This is a genomic window from Microbacterium sp. Leaf151 (genome assembly GCF_001424225.1).
Classification (GTDB): domain Bacteria; phylum Actinomycetota; class Actinomycetes; order Actinomycetales; family Microbacteriaceae; genus Microbacterium.
This window is the reverse complement of the sequence record NZ_LMOR01000003.1, coordinates 193,821-216,537: the sequence shown is the minus strand read 5'-3', so window position 1 is coordinate 216,537 and position 22,717 is coordinate 193,821. Positions and strand designations below refer to the sequence as shown.

The following is a 22,717-nucleotide window of genomic DNA, read 5'->3' as shown; positions in this document are numbered from 1 at the left end:
AGACAGAACACAGCGCATGACCTCCCCCTCCGATAAGCGAGCGAGCGGCAACCCCGCCAAGCAGGCTCAGATCGACCTCACCGTCAAGCAGCAGCGCGAGCAGAAGCGCCAGGAGAAGCTGGCCGAGTACCAGAAGCAGGTGGCGCGTCGTAAGCGCGGCAAGCTCGTGTGGTGGGTCGTCGGCTCCGTGGCATCCGTTGCTGTGATCGGTCTGGTCGTGGCATCCTTCGTCTTCGCCCCCGCTCCCGCTCCCAGCTACGAGGCGGGCAATTCCACGGGGCAGGAGATCGGCGGCGTGGAGACCTTCGAGAACCGCTCCGACCACGTGCAGGGCACGGTGACGTACGAGCAGAACCCGCCCGCCGGTGGCCCCCACAACCCGTACTGGCTCAACTGCGGTGTCTACACCGAGCCCCAGGCGAACGAGAACGCGGTGCACTCGATGGAGCACGGCGCCATCTGGGTCACCTACGATCCGGCACGCGTCGACGAGGCCGGTATCGACGCCCTGAAGGCCGTGATGCCCTCCAGCTACGTCATCCTCTCGCCGTACTCCGGTATGGACACCGCCGTCGCGGTCAGCGGTTGGAACCACCAGCTCAAGGTCGACGACCCGGCAGACCCGCGCATCAAGGACTTCTTCACCGAGTTCTGGCGCAGCCAGAACGTCCCCGAGCCCAACGCCTCCTGCTCCGGCGCCATCGACGGACCGGGCAAGGCCTGAGGTGAGCGACGACGCTCCGGCGGCGCGTCCCGCGGTCCGTTTGATCGTCGTCGCGGTCGTGGCCGTCGCGGTTGTGGCCGTGGCCTTCGCGATCGGACGCTTCACGGCGTTCGGCGCGACGGCCGCGCCCGCGCACCCGTCCGAGACCTCGGCCGACGCGGGCTTCGCCCGCGATATGCAGGTGCATCACACGCAGGCCGTGCTCATGGCGATGGAGATCTACCGCAAGACCGACGACGACGAGCTGCGCACCCTCTCGTACGACATCGCGACCGGTCAGGCCGGTCAGCGCGGCGAGATGTACGGGTGGCTCGTCGAGTGGGGCCTGCCGCAGGCGTCGAGCCAACCCCTCATGACGTGGATGGAAGCGTCGGGCGAACACAGCCACGGCGACACCGCGGCGCTCACGCAGGAGCAACTGCTCGCCGAGATGGGAATGGCCTCGGACGCCGAGCTCGATGAGCTCAGCGCTCTCCAGGGCCAGCCCGCCGACTGCCTGTTCCTCGGCCTGATGATCCGCCACCACCAGGGCGCTATCCCCATGGCGCAGGCCGTCATCGAGCTCGGCGACGACCCGCGGGTGAAAGAGGTCGCCGGCACGATCGTCAGCGGGCAGTCCGCCGAGATCGACGCGATGACCGACATCCAGGCGCGCCTCGGCTGCAGCGCCTGACCCGCCCACGGCGTCGGCCTCCGCGGCCCCGGTTCGTCGCCCGCGCGTCCGCGGTCCAAGACGGCCCCGGCCCTTCACGCATAAACACGATTCCTGCGCAGAAACACTGCGCCACCGCGTTTATGCGCACGGATGCCGTTTACGCCTGCCCCAGCCGCCACGGCCCGCCGCCGGCCGCGCGGGCGCCGCAAGCCGCAAGCCGCGCGCCGCGCGCCGCACAAACACGATCCCTGCGCAGAAACACCGCACCACCGCGTTTATGCGCACGGATGCCGTTTATGCGGGCGTAAGACCGGTCGAAGCCGCCGCGTCGGAGCCCGTTGGGGAACCGCCTGGCGCACACGTCGGAGCTCGTCGGCGGTACCGCCCCGAGCACACGTCGGCACCCGGCGCGGAGCACCGCACACGCGAAGGGCGCGGCATCCCCTCGGATGCCGCGCCCTTGGCGTGTGGTCGCGCCTCAGCCCTTCGTCGCGCCCGCCAGCAGACCGCGCACGAAGAAGCGCTGCAGCAGGAAGAACACGATCAGCGGCACGAGGATCGAGATGAACGTTCCCGCCGACTGCAGGAACCACTGGTCGCCCCAGGTTCCCGACAGAGAGTTCAACGACTGCGTCAATGGCAGAGAGGACGATGGCGCGAAGATCGTCGCCACCAGCAGGTCGTTCCAGACCCAGATGAACTCCAGCACCGCGAACGAGGCCAGGGCGGGAGCCGCAAGCGGCAGGATGAGGCGGAAGAAGACCTGCCCGTGACCGGCGCCGTCGACGCGCGCGGCCTCGATGACCTCGGCCGGGATCTCGGCGATGAAGTTGTGCAGCAGGAAGATCGCCAGCGGCATCGCGAAGATCACGTGCGCGATCCACACGGTGGCGAAGCTGTGCTCGACACCGCGCAGGTCGAAGCCCGGGAAGATCGTAACCTCGTTGATCGTCAACCCGCGCGAGAACAGGCTCAGCAGCGGCACGAGTGCCATCTGCAGCGGCACGATCTGCAGCGCGAAGATGAAGATGAAGAAGAAGTTGCGCCCCTTGAAGTCGATCCACGCGAAGGCGTACGCGATGAGCGAGGCGATCGCGAGGGCGAACAGCACGACCGGGATCGTGATCGCCAACGAGTTCAAGAACGACTGCGCCAACGTCAGCGCGGTGCCGCCCGACGTGAGTGCGAGGCGGTAGTTCTCCAGCGTGAACGACGGATCGGTGAACACCGTCCACCAACCGGTCGACTGGGTGTCGGATCCGGGGCGGAACGAGGTGAGGAACAGGCCGAACGTCGGGATCGTCCAGAAGAAGGCGATCACGACGGCGGCGATCGTCGCGCCCTTGGAGGTCAGGCGCTTGCGCGCCATCGCCTCGTGCTTGCGCGTGTCGCGCGCGACCTGACGCGCGGTGCGGGTGTCGGTCGTGGGTTCGAGCACCACGGTGGAGGTGGTCATCGCACTTCCCTCTGCTTCCGGATCTGGCGCACGTTGAAGATGATCAACGGCAGCACGAAGACGAACAGCACGACCGCCAGCGCCGCGGAGTGTCCGTAGCTCTGGAATCGCTGCTGCTGGTTGACCATCTCGAAGGCGAGCACGGTCGAGTCGTTACGACCGCCGGTCATGACGGCGACGATGTCGTAGATCTTCAGCGCGCCGATGGCGATGGTGGTGAGCACCACGATGAGCGACGAACGGATGCCGGGGACCGTGACGTTGATGAACCGCTCCCAGGCGCTCGCGCCGTCGAGCTCGGCTGCTTCGTTCTGCTCCGGCGGCACGGCCTTGATGGCGGCCGAGAGGATGACCATCGCCAGGCCCGTCTGGCTCCAGATGAACACGACCACGAGCAGGAGGGTGTTCACCAACGGCGCCGCCGACAGCCACGAGATCGGCTGTCCGCCGAAGGTGGTGACGATGGCGTTCAGGATGCCGAGCTGGTCGCCCTGGCGGAAGTCGTAGACGAACTTCCAGATGATGCCGGCACCGACGAACGAGATCGCGAAGGGCATGAAGATGAGCACCTTGAGGTACTTCTCCCCCGCGGCGCGGTCGATGAAGACGGCGTACGCGAGACCGATCGCCGTCGCGATGGTCGGCGCGAGCAGCACCCAGATGAGGGTGTTGATGACCGACCAGAACCCTTCGGGGTTCGTGAAGGTCCAGATGTAGTTCTCCAAGCCGACGAAGTTCTCACCGGTCTTGTCGAAGAACGACTGGAAGAAGGTCGTGATCGCCGGGTACACCAGTCCGAGCAGCAGGAGGATCGCCGCGGGAGCGGCGAACAGGATGAGCTGGAACAGGTAGCCCGCGCCCTGGCGGGAGCGGTAGTCGGCGTAGAACAGGATCGCCCCGAGGAGGATCGCGATGCCCAGCACGTAGATGACGGCGTTCTGGTAGGGGCGCAGCAGCATGAATGCCAGCACGGGGATGACGAAGCACGCCGCCAACCGCAGCCAGAAGTATCCCTTGCCGGATCGCGGCGCGTATTCGATGAGCAGCAGCAGGATGCCGACGACGGCACCGAAAGCCACGAGCACGAGCGGAATCTGCACGATGGGGCTGAGACCGCCGAGCCAGATGAAGAAGCTGTTGAGCGAGAACCCGAGCGTGGTCGGCCTGGTCTCCACCGGCGCGCGCGTGACCATGAAGAGGAAGAGGGCCACCGCCAGGATGAGGCCGACGATGACCACGAGCAGCGTGGTGCGATGAGTGGCCGCGGAGCCGCGCGACGCGGGCTTACCCCGGCCGGTCGGCGGTGGCGACGCCGCCGGCGTCGTCTCCGCGTTCTTGATGTCGGTCATGACGTCCCTCCCGAACACGCCTTCGTGCTCATCGATCAGTGCCCGGATGCCGCGTCGGGCAGGTTAGAAGTATGGACCGGATGGGCCGCCCGCGCACCGCGGGCGGCCCATCGATCGGTCAAATCGATCAGTTGTTGTAGCCGGCCTGGATGTCGCTGAGCACCTGGTCGGTCGGCGTACCGTCGATCCAGCTGACCATGCCCTTCCAGAACGAGCCCGAGCCGACGGTCGCCGGCATCAGGTCGGAGGCGTCGAAACGAACCGTGGTGCTCGGGTCCTGCAGGGTCTGCATCGCCTCCGTGAGGAACTCGCTCGAGGCGAGCGACGGGTCGGCTCCCTTGTTGGCGGAGATCACACCGCCGAGCTTCACGCGGGCGTCGGCGAACTCGGGCGTCGACATGTACTCGACGACCTTCTGCACGCTCTCGTCGTCGGAGAAGGCCGCGACGAACTCGCCGCCACCCTCGACCGCGAGCTCACCCTCGGTCACACCCGGGGTCAGGAACGCATAGACGTCTCCGTCGGGCGCGATCGTCGGGGTCTGACCGGCCGCGTTGGTGACCGTCAGGAAGTTGGCCGAGAGGAACGACGCCTGGTGCGTCATCGGGCAGCTGCCGTCGGCGACCTTGGCGGCGACGTCGGCGAAGGCGGTCGAGTTGATGCTGCTGACGTCGCCGAAGCCGGCGTTGACGTACGCAGGGTTGAGCAGGATGTCGCCCACCGCGTCGAAGGCCGCCTTGATCTGCGGGTCGGTGAACGCGACCTCGTTGGCGACCCACTGGTCGTAGACGTCGGGGCCCGAGAGACGCAGCACCATGTCTTCGACCCAGTCGGTGCCGGGCCAGCCCGAAGCGGCGTCGGAGGCGAAGCCGGCGCACCACGGGGCTGCGCCGGTCTTCTGCTGGATGGTCGCGGTGAGGGTCATGAGCTCGTCGAGCGTCTTGGGGATCTCGACGCCCCACTCGGCGAACTTCGCCGGCGAGTACCAGATGTAGCCCTTGAGGTTGGCGAGCATCGGGGCGGCGTAGAACGTGCCGTCCTCGGTGCCGTACGACTTCCAGTCCTCGCCCCAGTACTCGTCGACGTTCGACGAGACGGCGTCGGAAGCCGGCTGCACCTCGTTGGTGCCGATGAGGGTCTTCAGCAGACCCGGCTGCGGGACGATCGCGATGTCGGGGGCGTCGCCACCCGACACCTTCGTGACGATGTTGCCCTCGAAGCTCTTGTCACCGGTGTAGACGACCTCGATGCCCGTGTCCTGCGTGAACTGCGCGAACGTCTCGTTCAGCGCGTCGGCCTCGGTGCCGGTGATTCCGCCGGAGATGCGGACCGTGGTCGCGCCCCCACTCGATCCGCTCGTGCCGCCACTGTCGCCTTCGGCGCAGCCCGCGAGCGCGATCGCACCGATCGCCAGCAGCCCGACGGGCGCCAGCATGCGAGTCCGCTGTGACATACCCATGTGGTCTCTCCTCTTTGAGTTCTATGGTGCATCGGATCCAGTCGGGAACCGATTCCAGGCAACCGTAGAGGCAATTCACAAGAGTCGCAACCAGCGTCAGGTCACGAACCGATAACTGGCGTATTTCCGCCGCCCGCAGCGTGGACGCGCCCCCGGAACCGGTTCCACTTTGCCGCGATGTTGGATACTCTTCTCGACGTCGACACGGACGTCGACCCATTACGAGGAAGTCCACGCATGAGCGGAATCGCTGAGGTGGCACGCCTGGCCGGCGTGTCCAAGTCGACCGCCAGCCGCGCCCTCACCGGCGGCGGCTACGTCTCCGACGGCACGCGCCGACGCGTGGCCGACGCGGCGGCATCCCTGGGATACGTCCCCTCCACGAGCGCGGTGAGCCTGGCCACCGGCCGCACGCGCACGATCGCGCTGATCGTGCCCAAGGTGAACCGGTGGTACTTCGGGGCGATCGTCGAGGGCGTCGAACGCACCCTCATCCCGCTCGGCTACGACGTGACCCTGTACGTTGCCGAACCCGGCTCGAACGACCGGGAGAGCCTGTACTCGACCTACCTGGCGCGCAAGCGCTTCGACGGCATCATCGCGGTCGCCCTCGAGCCCGACGACGCCGACCTCGAGCGCCTCGCCAACATCGGCAAACCCGTCGTCAGTATCGGAAACGCCCTCTCCGGCGTGCCGACGCTCGGGCTCGACAACATCGCGATCACCCGCATCATCACGCAGCACCTGATCGCACTGGGGCACACCGACATCGCCTTCGTGGGCAGCACTCCCCCGACGGACGCTCCTGCGAAAGACGTCGACGAGCGCTCCATCGGGTATCGCAACGCAATGAACGACAACGGCCTGGCCGTGCGTATCCGAAACGTCCCCTCCACCCTGACCATCACCGATGCGTACGCCGCGGCGGCCTCCTTCCTCGCCGACGCGGCGTCGCGTCCGACGGGGGTGGTCGCCGCGTGCGACGAGGTCGCGATCGGCGTGATCATCGCGGCACGGCGCATGGGGATCTCGGTGCCGACCGAGCTGAGCGTCGTGGGCATCGACGGGCACGATTACGCCGAGATGTTCTCCCTCACCACGGTCGAGCAGTTCCCCCTGGCACAGGGCATCGCCGCGACGCGCATCCTCGTCTCCCTGATCGAGGGCACCGGCGACGCCCCCCGTCGCACCGAGGCCGAGACGCGCCTCGTCGTGCGCGCGTCCACCGCGCCCCCGCGCTCCGCCTGAGACGACGGAGACCCCGGATGCCACGGCGTCCGAAGCCCCTCGTGCGAGACGACGAAGACCCCGGATGCCACGGCATCCGGGGTCTCCGTTATCACTGCGGATCAGTCGCTCTGGCGCACCGCCCGGCGACGCGCGAACACGCCGAGCCCGAGCAGCGCGAGTGCCGCGAGGAGGCCGGCACCCATCCAGCCCGTGTCGGTACCGGTCACGGGGAGCGAGCCACCCGTGCCCGGTGTGTTGCCCTGGCCCGCGCCGGACCCCGAACCGCCGGAGCCCGAACCGCCGCCGCCCGCGAGCGCACCGACCCGGATCGGAACCGTCACGTCGGTGCCGCTCGGCTGCGCGCTGAGCTGCAGCGCGACCTCGCCCGTGGCGTCGGCGGGAACGCCGAGGGTGACCGTCGCCGCCCCGTTCATGACGGGGAAGTCCACGGCCTCGTCTGCCGCACCCCACGTCGCCGACAGCGACGTGTTGGCCGGAGCGCCGAGAGAGGTGAGGTCGAGGTTCGAGACCGCGACGGTGACGTCGCCGCCCGGCTCGACCTGAGCGGGCACACCCGAGACCTGCACCGCACGGGCGGTGAAGTCGGGGGTGAGGTCAAGGTTCGCCTCGAGGTAGGCGATCCACCCGTCGCGGTCGATCAGGCCGGAGTCGCGCGTGTCGGCGCCCTGCCCGAGGGCCGCGAAGGCGTCGCCGCCCTGCAGGAGGAAGCTGAACGAGCCGACCCGATACGTCGCGGCAGGGTCGACGGGAGCCCCGTCGATCCAGATGCCGGTGATGCGCTGACCCGCGCCCCGGGCGACGTCGTACGTGACGCGCACGTTCTCCGAGACACCGAGCGCGAGGTCGCGGTCGCGGCCCGCCGTGTCACCCCACTGCTGCTCGAGAGCGAGTCGCAGCTGTTCCCCGGTCAGGGTGGTGGTCCACAGGTTGTTCACGAACGGCAGCACCGCGTTCGCCTCGGCCCGTGTGATGACCCCGTCGCCGGCGTACAGGAGTTCGGCGCGCAGACCGCCCGGGTTGACCAAGGCGATCTCCGCCCCGCCGCGCGCGGGGTCGGCGAGGGTGTCGCGCAGGGCGTCGGCGACCAGGCCGCCGAGCGCGGACTGCTTCGAGCGGTCGTCGCGCTGGCCGCCCGTGTAGACGCCGTCGACGTACGACCCGCCCCGGAAGGCGGTGGTGATGTCGGCGGTGACCGACCCCACGGGTTGTGCACCGACTCGGTCCGCCTCGGTGCGCGCGAGCTTCACGATACGGTCGACCTCTTTCACGCGCGGATAGGTGGCGATCAGCTCGGCATCCAGGGCTGCGCTGTTCGCGGCGGTCTGCTCGGCGTTGTTCGGCACGGTCGCCGCGGCGAGGCGGGGCACATTGCGCGCGGAGTAGTCGACGACCTCGCCGTTCTGCTGGTCGACGGTCAATACGATCTCGCCGATGTTCTCGCCGTAGCTCCCGGTCTGAACGATCGGGCGTGTCCCCTCACCGCCCGGGATCGGAGCGTCCCACGCGTACTTCTGGTGGGTGTGACCGGTGAAGATCGCGTCGACCGCGGCATCCGTCTCGTTCACGATCTTGGCGAAGGCGCCGCCGGCGGCCACCGCTGCCTCGATCGTCTCGCCCGTGGAGTCGCCTTCGGCGGCACCCTCGTGGTACTCGGCGACGATGACGTCGACCTGATCCTCGATCTCGGCGACGACGCGGTTCACCTCGGCCACGGGCTCGCGGAACTCGATGCCCTCGATACCGCCGGGCGAGACGAGCTGCGCCGTCTCCTGCGTGACGGCGCCGATGACGCCGACGCGCACTCCGTCGACCTCGAAGATCGCGTACTCGTCGAGCAGCGGCTCCCCGTTCTTGTAGACGTTCGCCGCGAGGTAGGGGAAGTCGGCGGAGTCGGACACGCGCCTGGTGAGGTCGGCGGCGCCCGTGTCGAACTCGTGGTTGCCCGTGGCGGATGCCGCGAGCTCGAGCGCGTTCAGCACCTCGATGGTCGGCTCGTCGTCGAAATACGCCGAGGCGAACAGCGACGCCCCGATGTTGTCTCCGTTGGAGAGGAAGAGGGTGTTGTCCTCGCCCCCCTCGGCGCGCAGCTGCTCGATGGTGCCGGCGAACTTCACCGTGTTGGCGTCGATACGACCGTGGAAGTCGTTGATGCCGAGCAGATTGACCGTGGTGACGCCGAGATCGAGCCCGACGACGACGGGGTCGTGGTCGCTGGAGCGATAGGGCGACGCGTCGTAGAAGTTCCGCACGTTGTAGTTGAAGCGGCTGTACTCGAGGGCGAGCGCCTCGACGGCATTGATGCTCCAGATGTCGGTGCCGGTGACCAGCTCCCGTGCCGACGGCGACGCCAGCACGTGGTCGAGCGAACCGGACTGACCGCTGAACGAGTACGAGTACTCTCCCGTGCCCGCCTCGAGGGGCTCGAAGCCGTACTCGCGCAGCTTCTGGATCGGGTCCTCCTGCGTGTAGGCGTTGAAGTCGCCGAGCAGGAACACCTCGTCGGTGCCGACCTCGGCCGCGCGGGCCTTCGCGAACTTCCCGAGGGCGTCCGCCTGGCGCACGCGATCACCGTTGAAGGCACCCTGGATGCCATTGGCGTTGTCACCGGTGGCGGCCGGACGACTGTCGCCCTTGGACTTGAAGTGGTTCACGATCGCGAGGATCTTGGCATCCGGAGCGGAGACCGGGGCGAAAGCCTGCGCGAGCGGCTGACGAGCGTTGCGGAACGCCGGGTCATCGAGGATGACGCTGTCACCCGACGGCGCGACGACGGCCTTCTTGTAGATGAAGGCGGTGCGGATGACGTCTTCGGATGCCGGAAGCACGGCGGCCGACGGAACGAACGCCCACTCCGACGAGCCGAGCGCGGCGTTCAGCGCGTCGACGAGGGTCGACAGCGCCTCATCGCGGTCCTTGCCGAAGGCGGCGGAGTTCTCGATCTCTTCGAGCGAGACGACATCGGCACCGAGTCCGTTGATCGCCGCGACGATCTTGTCCTGCTGACGTTGGAGGTTCTCGGCGTCAGCGGCACCACGTGGTCCCGGAGCGGGGCACGTGTCGGCCGTGATGGGGTTGCCCTCGCGGTCCTTGTACGTCGAGGTGCAACCGACGCTCTCGGCGGTGGTCGTGAAGTAGTTGAGCACGTTGAAGCTCGAGATCTTCACGTTTCCGCCGACGTCCTCAGGCGCCGCGGTGCGGGTGTTCCCGAAAGTCGCCGGCTGCACGCCGCCCGCGTTGTCGACGGTCAGCTGCTGCGTCGGCTGGAACTTCCACGCGTTGTTGCGGAAGTCGAGAATGACCGGCGTCTCGAACGACACGGGGGCACCGACGCGCACCGGCTCGGTGAGCGAGACGTACGGCAACGGGATGCCCTTGTTGGCGTCGTTCAAGAAGTTGATCGACGCACCATCGTCGAGGACGACCGCGCGCGCGTTGTTGTCGGCGACGGCCGCCACGTAGGCGGGTGTGTCGGGGCGCGCCACGTCGGTGGGGGTGCGCAGCGGCGTCTCGCCGGCCGCCAGACCCACCTCGGCGTACTGATTGGTCGAGTAGGTGTTGGTGACGGTGAAGTCGCCCTGCGGCTCGAGGAGCATGCCCTCGAAGCGCTCGCGCTCCTCGTCGGTCTTCGGCCATGAGACCTTCGCGGGCTGCACGGCGGCGGCCTGCTCCGTCAGGATGCTGACCGCGGCGCCGTCGGCGGTGATCTGGGTCTGGCCGGCGAATTCGGTCGCCGTTCCCGTGACCTCGACGTGCTGGCCGATCGACACCTTCATGGTGGCGTCGGAACCGTAGACGAAGACGGCGTCGGAGGCGGTGTGGGTGGCCGGGTCGAGCGGGCCCCCGGTGCCGGGTGTCTGGATGTAGAACCCGTTGTATCCGCCGGTCGGGTAAGCGGCGGTGACGATACCGCGCGTGGTGACGACGGCGCCCGCGAGCGGCGTCATGGCTCCGGTGCCCTGGATGTCACGGATCGGCGTGACCGCGCCGGGGGTGACGGTCGCGGTGGGTGCCGGCGTCGGCGTGGCGGTCGGCGTCGCTGTGGGGGTGGCCGTGGCGGTCGGCGCGGGCGTCGGCGTGACCGCGCCGCCCGAGCCCTGGGGCGTCACGGTGGTGGTGTTGGTGAAGTCGAGGGAGTTGTCGTTCGTGTCGACGAAGCCCGTGCGCACGAGCGCGTTCGCCGTACCGTTGGGGCCGTCGACGGACGCCGCCGTGGTCTCGACGCTCGCCGCGCCGCCGTACCCGAGGAAGTCGACGACGCGAGTGTCGGCGACGGAGCCCGCGGGCACCGCGAGCGACTCCGCGACGTTGGCGAGGAACAGCTGGCCGGTGGTGCCCGAGGGGTTGAGGCCCCCGCTCGTGATGTCAGCGGCGGGCAGGTCCGCCCCGTTCGTGCCGTTGCCCGGCAGTCCGATGAGGTAATAGCCGCCGGGGGCGATCGACCCGGTCAGCGGCTGCGTGTTCGCACCGGTCGGAGCCACCACGCTGCTCGCGGAGCGGTACTGCAGCGACCATCCGCTGAGGTCCTGAGCGGTGTCGCCGGCGTTGTACAACTCGACGAACTTCTGGTTGAAGAAGGCGCCGTTGCTTCCACCCTTCAGGTAGGCCTCGTTGATCACCACCCGGGGGCCGTCTGCGGCGAAAGCCGGAAGCGGAACGAGTGCGGAACCGAGCAGAGCGACGCCGAGGGCGGCGCTCAGCGCGGTCGTGAAGCGGCGCGCGGGTACGCGCGAAGCAGCGTTGGGCATGAGTCTCCAGGTACCGACGCGCGAACGATCGACGTCGGATGGGGGGATCGACGGGGGTTCTCAACGACCGTAAACGATGGGCATACGGTTTTCCCAGGCTTCAACGTTTCGATCTGGTGAACATCGGTCCCTCGACCGGTGAAACCGGGTTCCACGCTGCGCGCACCGTCCAGATCCCGGATGCCACGCCCCGGCGTCGGAGGGCACCGGTGCCGAGCAGCCCCTGAATGTCGCTCCCCCGGCCGCAACGACGAAGACCCGGATGCCAGCGGCATCCGGGTCTTCGTGTATCGCGTTACCGCGACCGCATGAAGCGTTATTACTTCAGGGTCACCGTGGCGCCGGCACCCTCGAGCGCCTCCTTGGCCTTCTCGGCGGTCTCCTTGTTCGCGCCCTCGAGCACGGCCTTGGGAGCGCCATCGACGACGGCCTTGGCCTCGCCGAGGCCGAGCGAGGTGAGCTCACGGACGACCTTGATGACCTGGATCTTCTTGTCACCGGCGGCCTCGAGGACGACGTCGAACGAGTCCTTCTCCTCGACCTCTTCGGCGGGGGCGGCGCCACCGGCGGCGGGGCCGGCGACGGCCACGGGGGCGGCAGCGGTGACGTCGAAGGTCTCCTCGAACGCCTTGACGAACTCGGACAGCTCGATGAGCGTGAGCTCCTTGAACGCGTCGAGCAGCTCTTCGGTGCTGAGCTTAGCCATGTTGTATCTCCTTGATCGGGTTAATCAGCCGGGCCGGGTCAGGCCGCGGTGTCCTGCTTCTCGCGCAGCGCGTCGACCGTGCGAACGGCCTTAGACGGAAGCGCCTGGAAGACGTATGCCGCCTTGGTCATCGTCGCCTTCATCGCACCGGCGAGCTTCGCCAGCAGGACTTCACGGCTTTCGAGATCGGCGAGCTTGTTGACCTCATCCGCGGTCAGAGCGGCGCCATCGAAGTAGCCGCCCTTCACCACGAGCTGAGGGTTAGCCTTGGCGAAGTTACGCAGGCTCTTCGCGACGGCGACGGGGTCGCCGTGCACGAACGCGATGGCAGACGGGCCCTTGAGCTCGTCGTCCAGTCCCGTGACCCCCGCGTTGGACGCGGCGATCTTGGTCAGCGTGTTCTTCACCACGGCGTAATCCGCGTCCTGACGGATGTCGTTGCGCAGCTGCTTGAGCTGGGCAACCGTCAGACCGCGGTACTCGGTCAGCAGAACGGCGGTCGAGTTCTCGAAGTTCTTCGTGAGCTCGGCGACCGATGCATCCTTCTGCGCCATGGCCACTCCTTGTGTGTACGAGGCGCTCCGCGATGACGGGGCGCCAGCCGAAGACACCGGGTCTGGGCAAAAAGAAGAGCTCCGGCGCAGGCGCACGGAGCTCGGATTCCCTTTCGGGAGGAGTTCAAGTGACCTGCGTAGGTTCTCTGCTTCTCAGCAGACGCTTCGACCGGAGTGCGAGCACTCCGATAACCGACGGTCTTTGGCTTGACACCCACTGTACCCGACGCCCGCCCCCTTCGCCAATCCGCCCGCACCCCGCCCGCCGCGCCTCCGCCCGCCGCGGTCCCGCCCCGGCGCGGCCCCGCCCTCATCCCCATCCCCGCCCCCGGCCCCGGCGTCGGCGTCGGCCCCGGCCACCCTCGACGTCGAGATGACTCGCGTTCGCCGAAATGACGCGGCGTTCGCGCGAATCGCGGGTCATCTCGCGCATCTGCGGTCATCTCGGCGACCCGGCGGGGCCGGTGGCGGGCGCGCCGTGCGCTTAGTGCGGGGGACGCACGCCGAAGGCGGCGAGGCGGGCGGCCAGTGCCTCGGGTGTCCGCACGTCTTCGAAGCCCCCTCGGCACAACCTCCACTGCGTCGTACCCCGAATCCAGTCCTCGCGGCGCTTCTCGTCGAGCAGGACCCTCTCGATGGATCGTCCACCGCGCATTGCGGCATCCCGATATTTGACCTCGCCGTCGAACTCCCAGAAGGTGCGCACCTCGCGCAACCCGATGTCGACGAAGTAGTCGGCCCCTCGCGGCCCGGCGACGGCGACCTGGAGGTCGATCTGCTGGAATCCGATGCGGTGCAGCTGCAACCGGCTGATGCTCTCGCCGGGCAGCTCGGCGCGACCGTCTGCGAACTCGATCACCCATCGCGCGCGACGGACGCCGCGTCGACCCGACGCCTGATCTGCTCGTCGACGCAGGCGCTCCCTCCATCGCTCCTGAGCCGCAGCATCGAATCGGCGCGCCGACACCGCCTCGCGCCGCAGCGCCGCGTCAGCGCACGCCAGCGCCATCTCGAGCGAAGCCGTGCGCGCGACATCGAACACGGTCCGGTCGAGGCTGGTGCACGCGACACCCTCGATCGACACGACATCGTCATCGGGGAGCGCATCGAGGTGGCGTCGCAGCCCGTCGCGGCTGGATCCCCCGACGCGACCTGCGAGCGTCACCTCTACCGCGCGATCGCCGAATCGGTACTGCGGTAACCCGTGAAGGACCGCCGCACTGAGGTGAGAGACCACCGCCGACCCGCCGCGCATGCACCTCGACGCCGCGTCCACGGCGATTCTGTGACGCTCCGCCGGTGGCCGCGCGAGATGCATCTCTCGAGCGACGTACGCGCCGGACTGCAGCCGGAGCCATGGTCCACCCCGTGACGCGAGTGCCAGAACGTCCGCGGGCACGCCACGGGAGAGCAGGTCTTCGCGGGTGAAGAGCCCCTCGCTGACGCCCCACGCCTGCCACTGTTCCCGCTCCATCCGTCGATGCTGCGGCATCCTCGGTCCCGCGCGCTCACGCCCGTCCGAATCCGTGGACCCCGTCCCCTACCCTCTCCCCTGTGCAGGAGGGTTCGCGTCGGGTCACACCTGCGCCGAGATCACACCCGTTCGCCGAGATGACCCACCATGTCGATCAATCGCCGGTCATCTCGCGAAACGCCGGTCATCTCAGCGCGCACGGGCACCCCGCGGCCCCGACATGCCACCGCGGCGAACGGCAGCGTCAGGACACGCGCGGCTCCGGCAGCAGCGCCCGGGTCATGCGCACGATCCGCGACGGTGTGCGTGCGCCCAGCCAGACCGTGCAGACCGGGTCGTCGCCGCAGGCCCACTCGGCGCACCAGGCATGGATGGCCTGCGCGAGACGCTCGCCGCGCGGGCGGAGCCCGCCGTCGAGCGATCGATCGAGCCAGCTCACCCGCCCCTCGCGCGCGTCGATGACGCCGACCTGGTCGGATCCGCACACCTCCACCAGCACCGTCACGTGCGCTGCGGGCGACAGGGCGGCGGCGATGCGGCGCATCTCGGGCAGGTTATGCGCGTCGCCGCCGAGCAGCACCGCTCCCTCGAGATCGCACCAGCGGCCGCCGTCGGGGCGGCGCAGCGAAGCGGCATCCGGAGTCATGCCCCTCAACTTAGGTCACCCTTACCTGCACCACAAGCCCCCGGATGCCGACGCGCCGAGGTTCGCATCCGGTCCACGCGCGAGCGGGGTTAGGGTCGAACGCATGTCCCCCGAGTTCGTCGCCTCCCGAAGCGCCGACCTCGACGCACGGATCGTCGCCGACTCCCGCGATCGGGTGGCCTGGATCCGCGCGCGGTCCCGCGGGATCACCGCCACCGATGTGGCGACCCTGACCAGCCCGAACGCGATCTCCCGAGCGGCGGATGCCAAGCTCATGGGCTCGAACTTCTCGGGCAACGCCTTCACCGCCCACGGTCGTCGGCGCGAACCGGAGATCGCCGCCTGGGTCGCAGCGACGCACGGCATCCGCCCCTCCTCCGCGCTGTACCACGCGGTCGTCGAGAAGCGTCACCTCGCCACCCCCGACGGCGTGGTCGTCGACGGCGAAGGACGTGTGGTCCTCGCCGAGATCAAGACCACCAACAAGGCGTGGCGCTCGATCCCCCGCACGTACATGAGGCAGATCTGGTGGCAGCAGCACGTGCTCGGCGCCGAACGCACTCTCGTGGCATGGGAGCAGCACGACGGTTTCGTGCCCCTGCACGACGAACCCCGCTGCCAGTGGATCGACCGCGACGAGCGCGAGATCAGCAAGCTCGTGAATCTGGCGACGTCCCTCATCGACGAGCTCTACCGCCGCACGATGCAGGCGCGTCAGCCGCGCCCCGAGCCCGTGCGGCCGGAGCCCACCGAGAGGTACCGCGCCCTCGCGCTCCTCGATTAATAGTTGACGCAAGTCAAGCATTCGGCGTATCGTTGACATCGGTCAACCAATCGCGCCACCGTCGTCGCGGCATCCGTCCCCCACGTGGAGTTCCGCATGACAACCGTTTCCCCCGAGACCGCCGCCCCGCGGCGTGTCCTCCCGGCCCTCATCGGGCTGCTGCTCGGCACCTTCGTGTCGATGCTCGCCTCGACGGTCGTCTCGACGTCGCTGCCGGTCATCGTGCACGACCTGTCGGGCGATCAGAACGCCTACACCTGGGTCATCACCGCGACCCTCCTCACCACAGCGATCTCGACCCCCATCTGGGGCAAGCTCGCCGACCTGTTCAACCGCAAGGTGCTCATCCAGGTCGCGATCGCCATCTTCGTGCTGGCCACCGCCGCCGCCGGGTTCTCGCAGAACACCGAGATGCTCATCACCTTCCGCGCCGTGCAGGGTCTGGGTGCCGGCGGTCTCGCCGCCCTCAGCCAGGTGATCATGGCCGACATCATCAGCCCCCGCGAGCGCGGCCGGTACATGGGCCTCTTCGGTGCGGTCATGGCCGTCGCGACCGTCGGCGGTCCGCTCCTCGGCGGCGTCATCACCGACGCCTTCGGCTGGCGCTGGAACTTCTTCGTCGCCCTCCCCTTCGCCGTTGCCGCCCTGCTCATCCAGCAGCGCACGCTGCACCTGCCGGTCCGTGCCACGCGCAAGGTGAAGATCGACTACGTCGGCATCGTCCTGCTGTCGACCGCGGTCTCGCTGCTGCTCATCTGGGTGACCAATGCCGGCACCTCCTACGAGTGGGCCAGCGTTGAAACGGTGCTCATGGTCGGCGGAGCCGTCCTCGCCGCCGTCCTGTTCGTCATCGTCGAACTGCGCTCCTCGGAGCCGCTCGTGCCCCTCACGCTGTTCCGCGACGCCACCTTCACCCTCGCCACGATCGCCTCCATCGCGACGGGACTGGCGATGTTCGGCACCTCGGTGTTCCTCAGCCAGTACATGCAGATGGCCCGCGGAGCCACGCCGACCGAGGCGGGTGTCATGACCATCCCCATGATCGGCGGGCTCCTGGTGTCCTCGATCGTGGTGGGTGCGCTCATCTCGCGCTTCGGCAACTGGAAGCCGTTCCTCATCGCGGGTGGCGCGCTGCTCATCGCGGGCTCGTTCCTGCTGTCGACCATCCACTACGACACGAACTTCGCCCTCGTCTCGCTCTACATGGCCCTCCTCGGCGCGGGCGTCGGCATGACGATGCAGAACCTCGTCCTCATCGTGCAGAACACCGCCAACCCGGAGCAGATGGGAGCGGCGAGTTCGGGAGTGACGTTCTTCCGCAGCCTGGGCGGCACGATCGGCGTCTCCGTCATGGGTGCCGCGCTCGCCAGCATGGCGACGAGCTTGTTCACCGACCGCGCTGCCGACCTGCAGGCGGCGATCACGGGACTCGGCGCGAACGGCGCCGCGGTGGCCGAGTCGCTGCAGTCGGGCACGATCCCGCAGGTCTCGGCCCTCCCCGAGACCGTCCGTGTCATCGTCGAGGACATCTACGCCCAGGCCATCGCGCACTCGTTCCTCATCGCGGTGCCCGTGGCCGTGATCAGCCTCATCGCCATCCTGTTCCTGCCGAACCGTCCGCTGACCCGCATGACCACGAGCGAGCGCGTCGCGGCCAGCGAAGCCGATCTCGCCACCGTCTCCGTCCCCGCGGCCATGGCCACCCTCTCCGCGACCGGCTCGGTGCGGACCCTGGATGCCGCAGCCGAACGCCGTGCCGACGACGGCGCCCTCGCCGCCACCGGTTCGGTGCCGACCCGGGATGCCGCAGACTCCCGCCGCACCCACCGCGGGGCCGAGATGGGAGAGGATGGCTGACGTGATGAGCGACGTGACCGATGACCGCCGAGTGGCCGTGCAGGCCCTGGAATCGTCGTTCTCGGAGCTCATGACCGTGTTCCGCCGCTTCGTCTCCGAGGCGGCGGAACGCGTGAGCCCAGGAATGCTCCCGGCCACGTTCAAGGCTCTCTCCGTCGTGAGCCGATTCGGACCGCTGACACTCTCGGCCCTGGCCGAGCGCCTGGCGGCCGACAAGGGCTTCCTCAGCCGGTCGATCACCGAGCTCGAAGAACTCGGGCTCGTCACCCGCACCCCCGATCCCAACGACGGCCGCTCGCGCCTCATCGCCGTCACCGAGGTCGGTCATCGCCGGCTCGCCGACGCTCGAGCCCCGCACGAGAGCCGACTCTTCGATGCGATCGCCGACTGGTCGATCGACGACATCCGCCACCTCTCGACGCTGCTGCACGCGCTGGCGGTCGGCGAGGTACCGGTCCGGGACTGACGGCTCAGCGGCGTCGGCCGCTGTTGCGGCCCGGGCGAGCGCGCGATGGCCGCAGTGATCGCTCGAGAAACATGGTTCGCGGCGAGAAACCGTGCGACGAGGCGTTTCTTCGAGCGGACCGCGTTTCTCGCGGCGCGCGAATCCCGTACCCCGGGGCAGACGGGGTGCCACTGGGCGCGGACTTCGCGACACGGTGACGGCGGCGAAACACCATCGAGACAATGACGCGCTTGACTGGGACCGTCGGGGCGGGGCCGCCTCGACTGCGAACACCCCGCGAGAGAGAGCGCCCGATGAGATTCCGATCGACGCGTCCTGAGACCGCCCTGCACCCGGCTCCCCCGGTGCCCGAGACGATGCATTCGGTGGTCTACGACGCGCCGGGCGCAGCCGACGTGCTGCACATCGCCGAGACCGCGGTACCGCAGCCGGTGCTGAGCGAGGTGCTCGTGCGCGTGGTCGCGGCGGGCATCAACCCCATCGACGCCAAAACGCGCGCGGGACGCGGGATGTCGGCATCCATCGACGCCTGGCCCGCGGTGCTGGGGCTCGACGTCAGCGGTGTCGTCGTGCGCGCCCCCTTCGACGCGCACCCGTTCCCGGTCGGCACGGAGGTGTACGGCATGGCCGCCGTCCCCCGCACGGCGGGCACCTATGCCGAGTACGTCGTCGTGCCGACACTTTCGCTCGCCCGCAAGCCCCTCTCCCTCTCGCACGTCGAGGCCGCGGGAGTGCCGGTCGCTGCCCTCACCGCGTGGGGGCTCGTCGTCGAGACGGCGCTCGCCCATCAAGGGCAGCGCATCCTCATCCACGCGGGCGGCGGCGGGGTGGGTCACTTCGCTGTGCAATTCGCCGCGTACTTCGGCGCGCACGTCATCGCCACCGGGTCGCCGCGGAATCTCGACTGGCTCCGCGAGCTCGGCGCGGCGGAGGTGGTCGACTACACCTCGACACGATTCGAAGACGTGTTGGACGATGTCGATGTCGTCATCGACCTCATCGGCGACGTCTCCGACGACACCGGCACCCGCTCGCTCGACGTCCTCCGTCCGGGCGGGCTGCTGATCGAGGTCCCCACCGGCGCGTGGCCCGGGTTCCGGGAGGCGGCCGCGGCCCGCGGCATCCGCTGCACCGACTACAAGACGATCCCCGACGGCAGCGCCCTCGCGACCATCGCGCGCCTGCTGGATTCGGGTGCTGTGCGGGTCTACATCGACCGCGTGTTCGAGCTGGCCGACGCGGCCGCAGCTCACTCCGAGCTCGAACGCGGGCACACCCGCGGCAAGATCGTGCTGCGGGTCAGCGACGACTGACCCTAAGCCGCGAGCACACGGCGCCCCTCCCCGACGATCTCGTCGGCGACGTCGTCGAGTAGCGGCGAGGTGAGATTCCACTGCTGCCAGAACAGCGGCACATCGACGGGGTCCTCGCCCAGACGCACGAGCGCACCCGCGGCGAGGCCCGCTGCGGACTGGAAGCCCGGGAGCAACCCCCACCCGAGCCCCAGTTCGATCGCGGTGGCGAAGTCCTGGGATGCCGGCACACGGTGGCGCGGTGGCCCCGCCGCGGCCACACCTCGACGGGCGAGCCAACGGGACTGGAGGTCGTCGCGCCGGTCGAAGTCGACCACCGGCGCCGCGCCGAGGGCGTCCGAGTGGGCGCCGGAGGCGAACCACCGCGTCGCGAAATCCGCCGTGGCCACCGCCTCGTAGCGCAGCACCCCCAACCGCCGCACGCGGCACCCGGCGACCGGGGCCTCACGCGACGTGACGGCGGCCATGACCGTCCCCGATTCCAGCAGTCCCGCCGTGAAATCCTGGTCGTCGCGGTGCAGGTCGAACACGACGGGGCGGCGGGCCGCGACGCGGGCCAGCGGCGGCAGGAACCAGGTGGCGAGCGAGTCGGCGTTCACGGCGAGGGGCACGGATGCCACCGACCCGCCCTCCGCCCCCATCGCCGCGAGCGCGTCGTGCTCCAGCAGGGAGAGCTGGCGAGCGAGCCGCACCACCGCATCCCCGGCTTCGGTGGTGCGCACGGGCTTGGAGCGGACGAGCACGACCCGCCCCAGCTGATCCTCGAGGGCCCGGATGCGCTGACTCACCGCGGAGGGGGTGATGTGCAGACGACGGGCGGCGGCATCCAGTGTCCCCTCCTCCACCACGACGGCGAGGGTGCGGGCGAGGTCGAGCGGGATAGACATGAAGCGATGCTAATGTTCCTACAGAATCTTGAGCTGGTCTTGTGCACCGCGTCGCCCTAGCGTCGGAACGTGCTCACTCCCCTGCTCGCCGGTCTCGGCCTCGGCTTCTCGCTCATCGTCGCCATCGGCGCTCAGAACTTGTTCGTGCTGCGGCAGGGCGTCCGGCGCGAGCACCTGCTCGCCGTCGTCGCGGTGTGCGCGATCTCCGACGCCGTGCTGATTCTGCTCGGCGTCTCGGGGATCGGTCTCGTTCTGCAAGCCGTTCCGTGGCTGATCGTGGTCGTGCGCTGGGCGGGAGCCGCATTCCTCGTCGGCTACGGCGCGCTCGCGGCTCGGCGGGCCCTGCGCCCCAGCGGCGAGACCCTGCGGGCGAATACGGCGACGCCCGAGACGACGGATGCCGGCGGCACCGCACTGCGCACGCGCACGACGCTCACCGCCACCGTGCTGACGTGCCTCGCGCTCACGTGGCTCAACCCGCACGTCTACCTCGACACCGTCTTCCTGCTCGGCTCCGTGGCATCCACTCACGGCGAAGACCGCTGGGCGTTCGCGATCGGTGCCTGCATCGCGAGCCTCGCGTGGTTCTCGGCGCTGGGATTCGGTGCACGCTACCTCGGCCGGTGGCTCGACACCCCCCGCGCGTGGCGGATCCTCGACGCGGTCATCGCCGTGGTGATGTTCGCGATCGCACTCTCGCTCGTGCTCCCGCACTGACGCGTTGGGGCCGCTCGGATCGCGTCCCTCGCCTCGTCGGGGCGCGGTCCAGGGTTCGGGGGCAGATCCGCCGCTCGAGCACGCTCCGCGGTATCGGCGGAATCCGCCCGCCCCGAAGCGCCGAATCCGCCCCAAACCCGCAAAGCCCCTCGCACCGTCCGCGAGAATGACGGTATGCGAGCGGTGACGATCACGGTGCACGGGCGAGTGCAGGGCGTCGGCTTCCGCTACGCCCTGCAGAACGAAGCGCAGCGCGCGGGCGCCCGCGGCTGGGTGCGCAACCGTCGAAACGGCTCGGTCGAGGCGCTCATCGCGGGAGAGGCGACAACCGTCGACACCGTGATCGCCTGGGCTCACGTCGGGCCACCATCAGCGGGGGTCGACCGCGTCGACGCCGTGGAGAGCAGCGAGACACCCCCCGATGGGTTCGAGATCCACGCGACAGCCTGACCAGGCGCCGCGTCCGGGAGCGGGCTCGCGAGACGCGGAGGATGACGCGAAACTCGCCTCTCTCGGCGAGAACCCTGCGAGATCGTCACGATGCTGCGAAATCCAGGCGGCGCCGGGGTGGTCAGCCGGGAACCCCGGCGCGCAGTTCGGCGAGGACCTCCGCGGCGTCGTCGAGACGCGCCAGCGCCGCCGCCTGCCCGGCCCACAGCGACACCAGATCGGCATCACCCGACGCGGTCGCGGCGGCACGGAACACCCCGGTGAGCCAGTTCTGCGCGGGAAACGGTGCGATCATGCCCGACGCCTCGAGCTCGCGCATCGCGCGATTGGGGATGCCACGGGCCAGCCGTCCGCTCATCGCCCGTGTCAAGACCGTGTCGGTGTCGGCGGCCGTGCCGATCGCCGCCCGGTGGCCGTCCGTCGCCGCGGACTGCCGGGTACGGAGGAACGCCGTGCCGACCTGGACACCCTCGGCTCCCAGCGCGAACGCCGCCGCGACGCCCCGACGGTCGGCGATGCCGCCCGCCGCGATCACCGGGATGCCGACGGCGTCGACGATCTGGGGCACCAGTGCGAAGGTGCCGACGAGCGAGTGCGCGGGGTCGCGGAGGAACGACACCCGATGTCCCCCCGCCTCCGATCCCGTCGCGACGACGGCGTCGACGCCTGCGGCCTCGAGCGCCACCGCCTCGGCGACAGACGTCGCAGTTCCGATGACATGGATACCGAGTGATTTCGCGCGGGTGAGGGTGCCGGCATCCGGAACGCCGAAGACGACGCTCAGCACGTCGGGGCGGGCGTCGAAGACCGCGTCGAGCTGGTCGGCGAGCGTCGGCATGAACGATGCCGGGGGCGCGGGCGGGGTGACACCGGCGGCGGCGAAGAGCGGGGCGGCGGCGAGGAGGAACGGGGCCATGTCGACGTCGGCGGGTGAGACCTCGTCGCCTCGGGGCCACCAGAGGTTCACGGCGATGCGGCCCGGAGTCGCCGAGCGCAGCGCGGTGATCGTGTCGTGGATGCGTTCGGGCGCGTACCCGTAGAGCCCGAACGATCCGAGACCGCCGCCGTCGCTGACCGCCGCGCACAGAGCGACGGACGAGAGACCGCCGAACGGGCCGAGCACAACGGGCGTGTCGATTCCGAGCAGACCTTCGAGGCGTCGCATGCTCCGACGCTACTCCGCGCCGTGATCTTCGCGCGGCGGGTTCGTCCGTCGACGCGCTA

At 69.2% G+C, this 22,717-nt stretch carries 19 protein-coding genes; 9 read left to right on the top strand and 10 right to left on the bottom strand.

The window, feature by feature from the left end; all coding sequences use genetic code 11:
• Positions 1-16 precede the first annotated feature (16 nt).
• Both ASF76_RS08575 and ASF76_RS08570 read left to right on the top strand, forming a co-directional pair.
• Entirely contained in the window at positions 17-724 is a 708-nt protein-coding gene (locus ASF76_RS08575; protein WP_055956100.1) for a DUF3105 domain-containing protein, read from the top strand.
• 1 nt (position 725) lies between these two features.
• On the top strand, positions 726-1,397 hold the full coding sequence (locus tag ASF76_RS08570; protein WP_055956096.1) for a DUF305 domain-containing protein: 672 nt from the start codon (positions 726-728) through the stop codon (positions 1,395-1,397).
• Positions 1,398-1,857: 460 nt separating this feature from the next.
• Here ASF76_RS08570 and ASF76_RS08565 read toward each other — a convergent pair whose 3' ends face one another.
• The 3 genes from ASF76_RS08565 to ASF76_RS08555 form a co-directional block, all read right to left on the bottom strand.
• Complete coding sequence (locus tag ASF76_RS08565) at positions 1,858-2,835, bottom strand: carbohydrate ABC transporter permease (RefSeq protein ID WP_055956092.1); 978 nt, start codon at positions 2,833-2,835, stop codon at positions 1,858-1,860.
• Complete coding sequence (locus ASF76_RS08560; RefSeq protein WP_442922761.1) at positions 2,832-4,184, bottom strand: carbohydrate ABC transporter permease; 1,353 nt, start codon at positions 4,182-4,184, stop codon at positions 2,832-2,834. The genes ASF76_RS08565 and ASF76_RS08560 overlap by 4 nt, the downstream gene beginning before the upstream one ends.
• Before the next feature lie 127 nt (positions 4,185-4,311).
• Positions 4,312-5,643, bottom strand: a complete 1,332-nt coding sequence (locus ASF76_RS08555) for an ABC transporter substrate-binding protein (protein ID WP_055956089.1) — start codon at positions 5,641-5,643, stop codon at positions 4,312-4,314.
• Between the two features lie 237 nt (positions 5,644-5,880).
• Between ASF76_RS08555 and ASF76_RS08550 the strand changes: the two genes are divergently transcribed.
• Positions 5,881-6,891: a LacI family DNA-binding transcriptional regulator gene (locus ASF76_RS08550; protein WP_055956085.1), complete on the top strand. Its 1,011-nt coding sequence runs from the start codon at positions 5,881-5,883 to the stop codon at positions 6,889-6,891.
• A gap of 101 nt (positions 6,892-6,992) precedes the next feature.
• Here the strand turns inward: ASF76_RS08550 and ASF76_RS08545 are convergent, their stop codons facing one another.
• From ASF76_RS08545 to ASF76_RS08525, 5 genes are all read right to left on the bottom strand, one after another.
• Positions 6,993-11,639, bottom strand: a complete 4,647-nt coding sequence (locus ASF76_RS08545; protein WP_082484942.1) for an ExeM/NucH family extracellular endonuclease — start codon at positions 11,637-11,639, stop codon at positions 6,993-6,995.
• Positions 11,640-11,958: 319 nt separating this feature from the next.
• Positions 11,959-12,345 (bottom strand): 50S ribosomal protein L7/L12, encoded by a 387-nt coding sequence (gene rplL, locus ASF76_RS08540; RefSeq protein ID WP_055956082.1) that lies wholly within the window; start codon positions 12,343-12,345, stop codon positions 11,959-11,961.
• A 38-nt stretch (positions 12,346-12,383) separates the two neighbouring features.
• On the bottom strand, positions 12,384-12,899 hold the full coding sequence (gene rplJ / locus ASF76_RS08535) for a 50S ribosomal protein L10 (RefSeq protein ID WP_055956078.1): 516 nt from the start codon (positions 12,897-12,899) through the stop codon (positions 12,384-12,386).
• 484 nt (positions 12,900-13,383) lie between these two features.
• Positions 13,384-14,373 carry a hypothetical protein gene (locus ASF76_RS08530; RefSeq protein ID WP_055956075.1) on the bottom strand — a complete coding sequence of 330 codons (990 nt, stop codon included), beginning with the start codon at positions 14,371-14,373 and terminating at the stop codon, positions 13,384-13,386.
• 244 nt (positions 14,374-14,617) lie between these two features.
• Positions 14,618-15,019: an SIP domain-containing protein gene (locus ASF76_RS08525; protein ID WP_055956072.1), complete on the bottom strand. Its 402-nt coding sequence runs from the start codon at positions 15,017-15,019 to the stop codon at positions 14,618-14,620.
• A gap of 103 nt (positions 15,020-15,122) precedes the next feature.
• Between ASF76_RS08525 and ASF76_RS08520 the strand changes: the two genes are divergently transcribed.
• The 4 genes from ASF76_RS08520 (at position 15,123) to ASF76_RS08505 (ending at position 19,439) form a co-directional block, all read left to right on the top strand.
• Positions 15,123-15,803, top strand: coding sequence for a YqaJ viral recombinase family protein (locus ASF76_RS08520; RefSeq protein WP_055956069.1), 681 nt, complete (start codon positions 15,123-15,125; stop codon positions 15,801-15,803).
• 96 nt (positions 15,804-15,899) lie between these two features.
• Positions 15,900-17,660 carry an MDR family MFS transporter gene (locus tag ASF76_RS08515; protein ID WP_055956066.1) on the top strand — a complete coding sequence of 587 codons (1,761 nt, stop codon included), beginning with the start codon at positions 15,900-15,902 and terminating at the stop codon, positions 17,658-17,660.
• A gap of 4 nt (positions 17,661-17,664) precedes the next feature.
• Complete coding sequence (locus tag ASF76_RS08510) at positions 17,665-18,126, top strand: MarR family winged helix-turn-helix transcriptional regulator (RefSeq protein WP_055957140.1); 462 nt, start codon at positions 17,665-17,667, stop codon at positions 18,124-18,126.
• A gap of 293 nt (positions 18,127-18,419) precedes the next feature.
• A complete protein-coding gene (locus ASF76_RS08505) occupies positions 18,420-19,439 on the top strand; it encodes an NADP-dependent oxidoreductase (protein ID WP_055956063.1) in 1,020 nt (339 codons plus the stop codon).
• Positions 19,440-19,441: 2 nt separating this feature from the next.
• Here the strand turns inward: ASF76_RS08505 and ASF76_RS08500 are convergent, their stop codons facing one another.
• On the bottom strand, positions 19,442-20,326 hold the full coding sequence (locus ASF76_RS08500; protein WP_055956060.1) for a LysR family transcriptional regulator ArgP: 885 nt from the start codon (positions 20,324-20,326) through the stop codon (positions 19,442-19,444).
• A 69-nt stretch (positions 20,327-20,395) separates the two neighbouring features.
• Here ASF76_RS08500 and ASF76_RS08495 point away from each other — a divergent pair, with 69 nt between their 5' ends.
• On the top strand, positions 20,396-21,043 hold the full coding sequence (locus ASF76_RS08495) for a LysE/ArgO family amino acid transporter (RefSeq protein WP_055956057.1): 648 nt from the start codon (positions 20,396-20,398) through the stop codon (positions 21,041-21,043).
• Between the two features lie 174 nt (positions 21,044-21,217).
• Positions 21,218-21,493: an acylphosphatase gene (locus ASF76_RS08490; protein ID WP_055956054.1), complete on the top strand. Its 276-nt coding sequence runs from the start codon at positions 21,218-21,220 to the stop codon at positions 21,491-21,493.
• A gap of 121 nt (positions 21,494-21,614) precedes the next feature.
• Here the strand turns inward: ASF76_RS08490 and ASF76_RS08485 are convergent, their stop codons facing one another.
• Positions 21,615-22,658 carry an NAD(P)H-dependent flavin oxidoreductase gene (locus tag ASF76_RS08485; protein WP_055956051.1) on the bottom strand — a complete coding sequence of 348 codons (1,044 nt, stop codon included), beginning with the start codon at positions 22,656-22,658 and terminating at the stop codon, positions 21,615-21,617.
• Between the last annotated feature and the right edge of the window lie 59 nt (positions 22,659-22,717).

What these genes read in the sequence shown, in the direction of transcription:
- ASF76_RS08575 (WP_055956100.1), top strand. Translation starts at nt 17, where the DNA reads ATGACCTCCCCCTCCGATAAGCGAGCGAGCGGCAACCCCGCCAAGCAG.
- ASF76_RS08565 (WP_055956092.1), bottom strand. Translation starts at nt 2,835, where the DNA reads ATGACCACCTCCACCGTGGTGCTCGAACCCACGACCGACACCCGCACC.
- ASF76_RS08560 (WP_442922761.1), bottom strand. Translation starts at nt 4,184, where the DNA reads ATGACCGACATCAAGAACGCGGAGACGACGCCGGCGGCGTCGCCACCG.
- ASF76_RS08555 (WP_055956089.1), bottom strand. Translation starts at nt 5,643, where the DNA reads ATGGGTATGTCACAGCGGACTCGCATGCTGGCGCCCGTCGGGCTGCTG.
- ASF76_RS08550 (WP_055956085.1), top strand. Translation starts at nt 5,881, where the DNA reads ATGAGCGGAATCGCTGAGGTGGCACGCCTGGCCGGCGTGTCCAAGTCG.
- ASF76_RS08545 (WP_082484942.1), bottom strand. Translation starts at nt 11,639, where the DNA reads ATGCCCAACGCTGCTTCGCGCGTACCCGCGCGCCGCTTCACGACCGCG.
- rplL (WP_055956082.1), bottom strand. Translation starts at nt 12,345, where the DNA reads ATGGCTAAGCTCAGCACCGAAGAGCTGCTCGACGCGTTCAAGGAGCTC.
- rplJ (WP_055956078.1), bottom strand. Translation starts at nt 12,899, where the DNA reads ATGGCGCAGAAGGATGCATCGGTCGCCGAGCTCACGAAGAACTTCGAG.
- ASF76_RS08530 (WP_055956075.1), bottom strand. Translation starts at nt 14,373, where the DNA reads ATGGAGCGGGAACAGTGGCAGGCGTGGGGCGTCAGCGAGGGGCTCTTC.
- ASF76_RS08525 (WP_055956072.1), bottom strand. Translation starts at nt 15,019, where the DNA reads ATGACTCCGGATGCCGCTTCGCTGCGCCGCCCCGACGGCGGCCGCTGG.
- ASF76_RS08520 (WP_055956069.1), top strand. Translation starts at nt 15,123, where the DNA reads ATGTCCCCCGAGTTCGTCGCCTCCCGAAGCGCCGACCTCGACGCACGG.
- ASF76_RS08515 (WP_055956066.1), top strand. Translation starts at nt 15,900, where the DNA reads ATGACAACCGTTTCCCCCGAGACCGCCGCCCCGCGGCGTGTCCTCCCG.
- ASF76_RS08510 (WP_055957140.1), top strand. Translation starts at nt 17,665, where the DNA reads ATGAGCGACGTGACCGATGACCGCCGAGTGGCCGTGCAGGCCCTGGAA.
- ASF76_RS08505 (WP_055956063.1), top strand. Translation starts at nt 18,420, where the DNA reads ATGAGATTCCGATCGACGCGTCCTGAGACCGCCCTGCACCCGGCTCCC.
- ASF76_RS08500 (WP_055956060.1), bottom strand. Translation starts at nt 20,326, where the DNA reads ATGTCTATCCCGCTCGACCTCGCCCGCACCCTCGCCGTCGTGGTGGAG.
- ASF76_RS08490 (WP_055956054.1), top strand. Translation starts at nt 21,218, where the DNA reads ATGCGAGCGGTGACGATCACGGTGCACGGGCGAGTGCAGGGCGTCGGC.
- ASF76_RS08485 (WP_055956051.1), bottom strand. Translation starts at nt 22,658, where the DNA reads ATGCGACGCCTCGAAGGTCTGCTCGGAATCGACACGCCCGTTGTGCTC.